The sequence below is a fragment of the Martinezella calliandrae genome (assembly GCF_030272695.1).
GTDB lineage: Bacteria > Pseudomonadota > Alphaproteobacteria > Rhizobiales > Rhizobiaceae > Rhizobium > Rhizobium calliandrae.
The window spans coordinates 1-9,732 of record NZ_JARFYN010000113.1; the positions used below are offsets into that span (position 1 = coordinate 1).

The 9,732-nt window shown below is 56.2% G+C and carries 11 protein-coding genes and 2 pseudogenes; 7 read left to right on the plus strand and 6 right to left on the minus strand.

Annotated elements, in window-relative coordinates:
• Positions 1-214: hypothetical protein (locus PY650_RS35775; protein ID WP_285884798.1), on the plus strand; the 214-nt coding region annotated here is incomplete at its 5' end.
• A 64-nt stretch (positions 215-278) separates the two neighbouring features.
• Here the strand turns inward: PY650_RS35775 and PY650_RS35780 are convergent.
• Entirely contained in the window at positions 279-1,577 is a 1,299-nt protein-coding gene (locus tag PY650_RS35780; protein WP_285884799.1) for an NRAMP family divalent metal transporter, read from the minus strand.
• A 236-nt stretch (positions 1,578-1,813) separates the two neighbouring features.
• Between PY650_RS35780 and PY650_RS35785 the strand changes: the two genes are divergently transcribed.
• Complete coding sequence (locus PY650_RS35785) at positions 1,814-2,020, plus strand: hypothetical protein (RefSeq protein ID WP_285884800.1); 207 nt, start codon at positions 1,814-1,816, stop codon at positions 2,018-2,020.
• 340 nt (positions 2,021-2,360) lie between these two features.
• Complete coding sequence (locus PY650_RS35790) at positions 2,361-3,266, plus strand: hypothetical protein (protein WP_285884801.1); 906 nt, start codon at positions 2,361-2,363, stop codon at positions 3,264-3,266.
• On the opposite strand, the gene PY650_RS35795 is transcribed toward PY650_RS35790, so the two are convergent.
• Complete coding sequence (locus PY650_RS35795) at positions 3,195-3,497, minus strand: hypothetical protein (RefSeq protein WP_285884803.1); 303 nt, start codon at positions 3,495-3,497, stop codon at positions 3,195-3,197. The genes PY650_RS35790 and PY650_RS35795 overlap by 72 nt on opposite strands.
• A 63-nt stretch (positions 3,498-3,560) precedes the next feature.
• Between PY650_RS35795 and PY650_RS35800 the strand changes: the two genes are divergently transcribed.
• Positions 3,561-4,733, plus strand: a complete 1,173-nt coding sequence (locus PY650_RS35800; protein WP_285884804.1) for a DUF2252 family protein — start codon at positions 3,561-3,563, stop codon at positions 4,731-4,733.
• Positions 4,734-4,825: 92 nt separating this feature from the next.
• Here the strand turns inward: PY650_RS35800 and PY650_RS37600 are convergent.
• The 3 genes and pseudogenes from PY650_RS37600 to PY650_RS35810 all read right to left on the minus strand — a co-directional run.
• Positions 4,826-5,137 (minus strand): annotated as a pseudogene (locus PY650_RS37600) (hypothetical protein); the annotation flags it as partial.
• A gap of 288 nt (positions 5,138-5,425) precedes the next feature.
• Positions 5,426-5,869: a TA system VapC family ribonuclease toxin gene (locus PY650_RS35805; RefSeq protein ID WP_285884805.1), complete on the minus strand. Its 444-nt coding sequence runs from the start codon at positions 5,867-5,869 to the stop codon at positions 5,426-5,428.
• Complete coding sequence (locus PY650_RS35810) at positions 5,866-6,093, minus strand: CopG family transcriptional regulator (RefSeq protein WP_285884806.1); 228 nt, start codon at positions 6,091-6,093, stop codon at positions 5,866-5,868. The genes PY650_RS35805 and PY650_RS35810 overlap by 4 nt, the downstream gene beginning before the upstream one ends.
• A gap of 460 nt (positions 6,094-6,553) precedes the next feature.
• On the opposite strand from PY650_RS35810, the gene PY650_RS35815 reads away from it, so the two are divergent.
• The 3 genes from PY650_RS35815 to PY650_RS35825 all read left to right on the plus strand — a co-directional run bounded on the left by PY650_RS35815 (position 6,554) and on the right by PY650_RS35825 (position 9,038).
• Complete coding sequence (locus tag PY650_RS35815) at positions 6,554-7,039, plus strand: hypothetical protein (RefSeq protein ID WP_285884807.1); 486 nt, start codon at positions 6,554-6,556, stop codon at positions 7,037-7,039.
• Positions 7,040-7,285: 246 nt separating this feature from the next.
• The gene (locus PY650_RS35820; protein WP_349644551.1) at positions 7,286-7,816 is read left to right on the plus strand and encodes a helix-turn-helix domain-containing protein; all 531 of its coding nucleotides are present in this window, start codon (positions 7,286-7,288) and stop codon (positions 7,814-7,816) included.
• Entirely contained in the window at positions 7,809-9,038 is a 1,230-nt protein-coding gene (locus tag PY650_RS35825; protein WP_285884809.1) for a type II toxin-antitoxin system HipA family toxin, read from the plus strand. The genes PY650_RS35820 and PY650_RS35825 overlap by 8 nt, the downstream gene beginning before the upstream one ends.
• 395 nt (positions 9,039-9,433) lie before the next feature.
• On the opposite strand, the pseudogene PY650_RS35830 reads toward PY650_RS35825, so the two are convergent.
• A pseudogene (locus PY650_RS35830) lies at positions 9,434-9,732 on the minus strand (transposase); the annotation flags it as partial.

A 9,732-nucleotide genomic window follows, 5' to 3' on the forward strand; every position in this document is an offset into this window, starting at 1 on the left:
GATTCATATCTTCACTCATAGGATTCCCAGCATGATTCATGCTGAAAATGAACGATTTCCCATCCTGGCGCTACGTGGGATGGCCTACGCGCTTACTCTTCAAGGGAGCCGAATGGGCATATTCGCCGTGGCTTGTCCTGATTTCAACAGGCGTCCAGATATGGGTAAGTATCGGCAATTCCTCGCAATATCGCCTAGACTTGCCGCATCATGAGTTGACGGAGTTCGAACCGAGCCACCTCTGACCAAACGATCGAAACTTTGTTCCTGCGTGGTTCCTAAAAAAATGCGGTCACGGCCATACCGATCACCGCGGCGAACATGGCAACGCATGACAGCCAGCCGAAGACCTTCAGCCACGCCCCGATGACAAACTGCTTCATGACCTTACGGTTGGTCGCGATAAGCATCAGGATCACCATGACGGGTACGGCGACAATCCCATTGATGACGGCACTCCAGAACAAAGCCTTCATTGGCGCGATCGGCGTAAAGTTCAAAAGCATGCCAACGGCCGTTGCCAATCCCACCGTTGCATAGAAAGCCTTGGCTTCGCTTGGCTCGCGCGATAGGCCTACCTTCCAGCGGGCCGCTTCGCCAACCGCATAGGCGCCCGAACCAGCGAGAACGGGGACAGCCAACAGGCCGGTTCCTATGATGCCGGTCGCGAAGATGATCTTGGCAAAACTGCCGGCGAGCGGCTCTATCGCTTTTGCTGCATCGACCGAACTTTCGATGTTGGTCGCACCCGCACTGTTGAGCGTTGCGGCGGTGGTCGTGATGATCGCGAGCGCGACGATATTGGACGCAGCCATACCGATCAGCGTATCGAGCGTAATGCGCATGTTGGCCCTTTTCGCCTCCTGAGGATGCTTGACCAGCCGTTCCTCACGGGGCTTTTCTTTCAGATCTTCGGCTTCCTCGGACGCCTGCCAGAAGAAAAGATAGGGACTGATGGTCGTCCCGAAGATCGCCACGATCATCGACCAGTAATTGGGATCTCCTTTGAATGTCGGCAGCAAAAGCCCTCTCGTGAAGTTCAACCAATCGACGTGCACCACGAATAACGTGGCAATGTAGGAAAGCAGCGCCAGGCTCAACCATTTCAGGACCGCGACATAGCGCTTGTATTTGAGAAGGACCTGAAGAAGAACGCATATCACACCGAAGGCTGCGACATAGATCAGCGCGTTGCCGTTGAGGAGCAAATGAGCTGCATCGCCCATGGCTCCAAGATCCGCGCCGAGATTGATGACATTGGCGACCAAAAGTGGAACGGTGATGCTTACGCCAACCCAGCGGGGATAACACCGCACCATACTGCCCGCCAAACCCCGACCCGTGGTCCGACCAATGCGCGCGCTGATCATCTGCACGGCGACCATCAGTGGATAGGTGAAGATCAACGTCCAGCTCGCGATATAGCCGAATTGCGCCCCCGCTTGTGAGTAGGTGGCGATGCCGCTCGGATCATCGTCCGAAGCGCCAGTGACCAGACCAGGTCCAAGGATTTCCAACAGCCGTGGTTTTGAAGGTTCAACGACAGCGCTTCTGTCGTCCATCCGATAGTCGCTCATGACCGCCTCCCAGCAGAAATCCGACGCAGTTCATATCCGCCGATCTTGGTGCGACTGAACTATGCTTGCAGTCTGTTTGTTCCCTGAAAGCCGGAGACACTAAACCAAAGCAACTCGAAATACTTTGCGCTCGCGCGTACTCAATCTCGGCGTGCTCGTTCGCGATATTTCGCGCACAAAGAAACTTTCAGCGCGGATGTCGATTTGCTTTGTCAGCACGAGGATGATCATCGGATATGGAAGCGCAACGTTCTTTCGAACGGCGCCACACGATAAGAAGTGCCGCCTATTCTTCGACAGATTTCCAGAAGAAATACGATCTCGATGCCGCCGAGGAAGGCGGCCCGAGGGACGTCATCTCGACCATCGGCACGAGTGGAAGCATAGATCGAGCAGACGAGCGAGAAGACGATACGCGCGCAAGCCCTGAAAGCGAGAACTGACGACCGAATGCCCCTGCTGGCAGGAAGCCATATGCGAATGGGCCCGAAGCTTACCCTGGAAGTGACCTGCCCGGGTCGAATCCGTGCTGAAAATCTTACGTTTGCGACGTACGCACATTTGTCGCGGAAGATGATGTCGAATTTAGTGTGTGATGATTTAGCAGTATCGAGGCAGACCTCAACGCGAACGAACACTCCGGAACAAACCGTCTCGATTGCCGTTAGGGATCAGTTCGCTCTCGGAGGATGTCAAATGGGTCGAGGTATTCTGCTCTGGCTTCTCGGTATTCCATTGCCGATCGTTATTCTTCTCGTTCTCTTCATGCGATAGGAGGTGTCAATGTCGGCCGCCGAAGACGTGCCTGCAGGAACCGCTCCTGTCGAATCCTCTAAGCCCGCTATTGTCTGGGGGCCCATTATTGGAGGCGCCCTTGCCGCAACCGGGATTACTCTCATCCTTCTGCTGCTTGGATCAGGCGTTGGCCTGACGATGGTTTCTCCATGGTCTAGCCAGAGCAATTCGGAGGCAGCCGTGGGCATCACTGCGGCCATCTGGCTGGTGGTCGTTCAATGGCTGTCGTCAGCGGCTGGTGGCTATCTCACGGGCCGTCTGCGCACGAAATGGGTTCAAGTCCACTCCGATGAAGTCTTTTTTCGCGACACCGCCCATGGGTTTCTGAGTTGGGCGCTCGCGACGTTGTTCTTAGCAGGGTTTCTCGCCTCTTCATTGACTTCGCTGGCGAGTGCGTCTGCCGATGCTGCGGGTCAAGTCGCGCAAAACGCCATTAGTGCCGGCGCTTCGGCTGCATCGACACGCAATACGGACTCGACTGCATATTTCACCGACGCCCTCCTCCGGCCTGCAAAGGCTGGAGATCGGGCTCAATCCAACGATGGAGCCGCCGCAGTCGAAATCTCGCGAATTCTCTTGCAGGGTGCAGCCAACCAACAGGTCCCGGATGCAGACAAATCCTATATTGCGACGATCATTTCCGCCCGCACAGGTCTTTCCGAAACGGATGCCCGCAATCGTGTTGATACTGTTCTTAAGCAAATCGACGACGCCAAGTCGGCGGCAAAAGAAGCAACTGACAAAGCCAGGAAGACGGGCGCGACGACCGCGCTGGTCGGTTCCCTGTCCCTACTGGTCGGCGCATTCATAGCATCGGCAGCTTCAGCCCTTGGTGGCCGTCAGCGCGACGAAGAAGAGGACTTGCTCATTGTCACTGGCGGCCGACGTCCTTGAGCCGCAAGCGGTTTGTTCTGCGCCATCGCGATGGCGCAGAACGGCTGGTGCAAACGGAAACACTGATAGCCTTAACGTAAAGGCGAGCATCAACCCGGCTTCATAATGGACTGGCGCGGTCAATGATTCATCCAACGTCGAAAAAGCATCGCAGTGAATTTTCGAGATCAACTGGATTTTTTGCGACATGGTGGCCGCTTTCGATACCAGACCCGTCACATCCATCGCCACGACCCGCCAGATTTCCCCTGGGTCGCAATGAGCATAATGTAGCAGAGGTGCAAATGTGACCTGATGAGTGGCAAGGATCGTGATTCTTTTCTGGACTTCCGACGAAACCTTAAGATGGCGCGGTCGCCAGAAGCGTACATACGAGGCACGACGAAGCATTTTTATGAATGGCTGGACGGGCGTTCAATATCCATTGCAGAAGGACACCCGGTTTGGATCTGTGGTGACTGTCATCTGGGCAACCTCGGCGCCGTGGCGGATTGCGATGGCGAAGTTGCAGTTCAGATCAGGGACTTCGATCAGACGGTTATCGGCAATCCCTCACACGATCTCATCCGCCTGGGCCTTTCACTCGCATCAGCTGCGCGGGATTCGGACCTCCCCGGCGTCACGACTGCAAGAATGCTGGAAGCCCTCATTGCCGGATACGAGGCTGCCTCCGTGGAAAGCCAGGTGAGCACGCCGCAATTGCGCAAACCTAAGGACATAAGAAAGCTATTAAAGCGGGCTATTCACAGACGCTGGAAGAACCTCGCAATGGAAGACCTTCAAACGAAACATCCCTTGCTCCCCCGCAACAAACGCCTTTGGCCACTGCATCGAGCCGAACGCGCCGCGGTTCTAGCGCTTTGCAGTGACCGAGAAATGGAAAAGACCGTGCTAGACCCTGAGAAATTCACGTCTGACGAGTTGACCATCCTCGATGCAGCTTATTGGATCAAGGGCTGCAGCTCTCTTGGCCGTCTGCGATGCGCCGTTTTGGTTCGAAATGGCAAGCACGGACCTGTTTCGTTGCTGGACGTCAAGGAGGCTGTGCCCGCTGCCGCTCCGTCAGCCTCGGAAACGAGGATGCCGCGGGACTATGCCGAGAGGGTGGTTGCGGGAGCAAAGGCGCTTTCCCCCAATCTTGGTGAGCGGATGGTCGCGTCGAAAGTTTTGAGTAAGGCTGTGTTTATTCGCGAGATTGCACCCCAGGACATGAAGATTAAGATTGATCGTCTCACCGGAAATGAAATCCAGGCGATGGCCCACTACCTTGGGGGGGTCCTGGGGCACGCTCACGGTCGGCAGATGCATCACCAGGAATGGCGCTCGTGGATCTTGGAACTTGGCCGTTCGCGCAAGAAAGAACCGGAGATGCCCTCTTGGCTTTGGTCGAGTGTGATCGAGCTCCTATCCATTCACGATAAGGCGTATCTTGAGCATTGTCGGCGATTTGCTTTGGTGCATCACTAGCGGGCGTGGCTGGTTTTGGATCGTACCGAATGCGTCCGTAATTGATCTGTCGGCCGGCGGCGCAATCAGCTCCTTTCGCTCGAGGCCAACGGTCAAAGCTGCGCCGGCCAAGGCGCATGTCCTGACCGAAAGCCTGACGCTTGAGAGGGCTTCCAGGTGCCGAGGATATTCATCCTTCCGCCACAACAGGGGCATTGTTGCGCGTGTGGCCGGATCTCGATCGCTCGCCCGGGGCAGGGAATGTTGAGTAGATTGATGCGCAACTCCAGCTCCTGTTGCCGATGGCCGTTGGCAAGATAGCCATGGTGACGGAAGCGGTTAAAGCCGTCCGGAACCTTACGAGGCAGGAAACGACGAAGAACTGTAGCGTCAAGGGTCATTAGCTTCCCCCCACCCGCTGCTCGCGCGCATTTCGACAGTTCGTCCGCGGCCGAGCTGTTGGCGGAGATGCGAAACGAATCGCGCGTCAAGCCTACAGATGAACGTTTTCAAACGATTTTCAGCGCTAAAGGTTCGCCGAAATATCCGGGTATGGAACGGTAAGTTTCATAAAATGAACGTTACGCCACCAACACTGAAATAGGGGTGTCAACAGTTCTGGCACGGCGAGAGCTTTCGAGGCCAGCGTCCGGCTTGTTGCCATGGTGTTTACCTTCTGGGCGAAGAATATCGCATAATGGATCGACGGGAACTCACGATCTACTCGTGGTGATCAGGTGCAAGGCGGAATTGCCCCTTGTAACCGCTGCTGCTGACAGCTTGCGATCGAATGTCGCCAGCTGGCCCCCACGCGCCTTGGCTAGCGCAAGCAGATAGGTGTCAGTTACCTGCCCCGATGTTAGAATTTTCGCGGGAGCGATATCAACTGACCCGACAAGGCTCATATCGTCCGGCCAAAAACTGTGACCGGGGAGCGACCGCAATTTGCGGACGATCTCCATCACGAGTGACGGTGAACCGGGAGAGTTGGGATATTTGGGGTTGCCGACAATCCGGATGACACCATTTTCGGTAATGGGGCAGGTGGCCCACGCGGTCTGACCCATCGCCGCGAACCATTCGTGCGCATCATCGTGGGCTACATGGCTCGGATCGATTAAGGCAATCAGAACATTGACGTCGAGCAGGAAAGTCACGGCAGTTCGTCACGCAAGGCGTTCACGATTTCGAGCGTCACTGGCGGCGCATCCGGCTGAGCCGACAGGAGAGGAATGCCATTGCGCTCGCCGCTGCTGGGCGGTCGGCGCAGAGAGCGTCTCGCCAACTCAGAAATAACCTCGCCGACGCTCCGGTGCTGCTGTGTTGCCATCGCCTTTGCGGCGATCAGGACATCGTCGTCGATTGCCAAGGTCGTTCTCATATCCGCCTCATCGCGCATCAATCATCACGCATCATATAAAGCAAGTGGTCGGCCTTCTCAAGGTGGATACCGAAAGAACGCACAATTGCGCCAATCTGTTCACCGACGACAACGGTTGAGATCACATTCTCAAATCTGTCCGCGATCCACGGGGCGTCGGTTCGAACCTGCTCAAAGCGAGAAAGCAGCATCGTTCGATGGAGGGTAAGCGCCCGGTGAGCGCTTCTTTTCGAATAAGTGCAAAGCAGCGAAGTTATGGAATTAATTTCGCGACTAATCTAACGAAGGAGAACTTTGGCGCGCATGGAGATTTGACAGGCAAGGGCGGCCGCGAAAAGCTGCCCTCGATTGTCAGAACCCTTCGAGGACGACCTTGCCGATGGTCGAGCCGCTCTCGAGCTGAGCATGCGCCTTCTTCAGCTCATGATGGATCGACACTGCCTTGCGCTTGAATAGCATGATGTCGAAGCTCTCAGGGTTTGCGATAAACGAGGAAGCCCGCTTCCGCAACAATCTCGCGATCCGGCTGACGGATTGCCGTATCACAGCGCGCGATGCTATCCGGTCTTATCGGCTGCATGGAGATGTGGTGCGCGTATTCTATGAAGTCGGCATTGTTATCCTTGAGCCCCTGCGGATCGCGTCCTACCTGTTCGGTCATCTGGACGGGATGAACGATACCGGTACGCTCTGCGAAGTGGTGCCTGTGCTACCGACCGAGGATCGTGCCTTTGTCACTGCCATTGGCCAGTTGGTGGACCAGTTGTGCACGCTATGGGATACTCGGGAGGAGTGGGAAAGCTACAATGCGCTCGTCGATGTTGGGGCGATTGGCTTCCGGCTTTTCGAGGCATTCGGCGTGCACGCGCGGCCGCAACCGGATGGGCAAGCCTACATCAATGTCCCCTTACAGCAACACTATGCCTGTAGGGTCTATGCAGGTTGATCTGCTGCGCGCACTGATGGGTGACCATAAGAGCTGATAGGCAGTTGTGACGAAGCCTGCAAGCTGATATATTATTCTATATATATGCCTCACATCGATACGGTTTTGTATATTGATTGCATCGCTCTCTAGAATTCTCTATATATTATCCTGCATGGATCGCATTGTGCGATACAGGATAGTGATACAGTGTACAAAACGGAGCATATAACGCAGCAGCTGCGCGCTGCGCGCGAAGCGCAGAAAATGAGCCAGCGCGAGCTGAGCGCACGATCGGGCCTGACGCAAAGCCATATTTCTCAGATAGAACGGGGCACCATGGAGCCCGGACTTGGCAGCCTAGTGGATGTGGCGCGCGCGCTCGACTTCGAGATTGTCCTTGCCCCAAAAAAAATGATGCCGGCGATCCGCAACATCATCGATAGCGCAGCGGCATCGAGTAATGTTCTGACATCCGATCAACGCAAACTGGTGGGGCGCCTCGAGCGGTGGTTTGCGCAGCACAGGAGCGCGTTCGGTAGTGCTTCCGAAGCAGATACATTCAAAGATAGCCTTGCGCTCTTAAGGCATCTTCCTCTGTCGGCCGAGGAGATGGACACACTCAAAGAGGCGACTGCACGCCTCGACCGGTGGCAGGCCGATCCTCCGTCCCGTCAGGAGCTGAGCAGGATCGTACATGCCGTAAGACACCTACGCAACGCCGCGGTGCACCGCGACCGTGACGACGCGGTCCCTCGCTCGGCCTATGCGCTGGATGAAGAAGACGATAATGCCTAAGATTAAGGTCCTCGATGTCAGACTGTATGGGCAACCGGTAGCGACCCTTACAAACCTGCAGGACGGGCGCACCATCTTCGCGTTCAACTATGCTTATATCGAAGACGAAAAGCGACCGACGCTTAGCCTGTCTCTGAAAGACCCGTTTGGGGCTCTCATTACGAAGTTCAGGCCCTACAACATGCTGGTCCCGCCCTTCTTCTCGAACCTACTGCCGGAAGGACCGCTGCGCAAATACCTCGCTGGTCGTGCGGGTGTGAAGCCGTCGCGGGAGTTCTTCCTGCTCTGGATGCTCGGCCGCGACCTGCCTGGGGCTGTGACGGTGCATCCCTCCGAAGGGGATGACGCGCCTCCGGATGACGAGCGGGCTATCGTTGAAGCTCGGCCGAACGCGCTACGCTTTTCGTTGGCGGGTGTGCAGCTGAAATTCTCGGCCTTTAAGAACGACAACAAGGGCTGCGGCTTGACCGTTCCGGCCGAGGGCACGGGTGGCTCGTGGATCGTGAAACTGCCCTCTCAGCAATATAGCGGCGTGCCCGAGAACGAGTTCGCGATGATGACCATCGCCCGCATGATGGGCATGGACGTGCCCGAGATCCAGCTGGTTGATCTCGATGCGATAAGCGGCCTGCCGCAAGGGGTGGGCGAGCTGCACGGGCAGGCGCTGGCGATCAAGCGTTTTGACCGCACGTCGGAGGGACCGGTGCATATCGAGGATTTTGCGCAAGTCTTCGGCGTCTTTCCCGACCATAAATACGATAAGGGCAATTACCGGATGATCGGCCGCGTGCTGGGGATCGAAACCAGCACGGCCGACGTGGCGGAATTCATCCGGCGTCTAGTCTTCAGCACGCTAATCGGCAATGGTGACATGCACCTGAAGAACTGGTCGCTCATCTATCCTGATCGCCGCACCCCTGCGCTCTCGCCAGCGTATGACCTGTTGTCGACTATCCCATACATCGATGGGGAAGATACGGCGGCGCTCAATTTCTCCCGCACAAAAAAGATGGCGGCGCTGTCGAAGGACGAGCTGGCGCATCTGGCTGCGAAAGCGGAGCTTTCCGAGAAGCTGGTGATCGACACCGCGCGCCAGACGGTTGAACGTTTTAGGGCGGTATGGGACGCGGAAAAGAAGAACCTGCCGATGGCAGCCAAGGTCACCGACGCGGTCGATACGCACGCGCCGACGGTCGAGCTATATCGCGAGTTCGCGAAGTAGTGCCTCGCGGCTCGGCCCTCAACTTATCGAGCCTTGCTGCATATTCAAGGCGTTAGCCCGTCCAAACAGGATGGCGATTGGTTCGAATCCTTTACGTCAGGTTTTTTGTCAACGGTTCATTTTGATGACGTTACAAAACCTCCTTTGTTCGCGGATCCGCAATCTGAGCCCATCGCTTTACCGGCTCGTCGTCGAGCCTATACAACCTCACATCCGGTTGCCGCTTCAACGGCAGGCACCAATTTCCCGCCTTCGCGGGCGCGCTCAGGAGAACGGAACCAATTTTAAGATCGGCGGTTGAAACCAAAAGGAATCCCGGTCCGTTCACCTGGATCCGTCAGGGCTGGTCACACCCTTGAGGATTTGAATTTGCTTTTCGCAGCCGTTTTTGGGCGTCAGGCGATTTTCATGATCGCGCCTTCGATCACAACGCCGGAGCTCACGTATTTCCAGAATGCAACGAGCAGCTTGCGGGCCAAAGCCACAATCATCGGCTTTTTCAGATGGGCGCTGTTGTGAGCGATGCACTCCTTAAACCAGCAGGTGAGTGCTGATTTCGGCTGGTGCCGCAACCATAGCCAGGCGAGCTCGACCATCGTGGCTCGCAGTCGCGGATTACCTGCCTTTGAGACCCTTGCTCACGATTGACGTTGCCGCTTTGCCAAGGTGAGGGAGCTGTCAAGGTGATAAATCC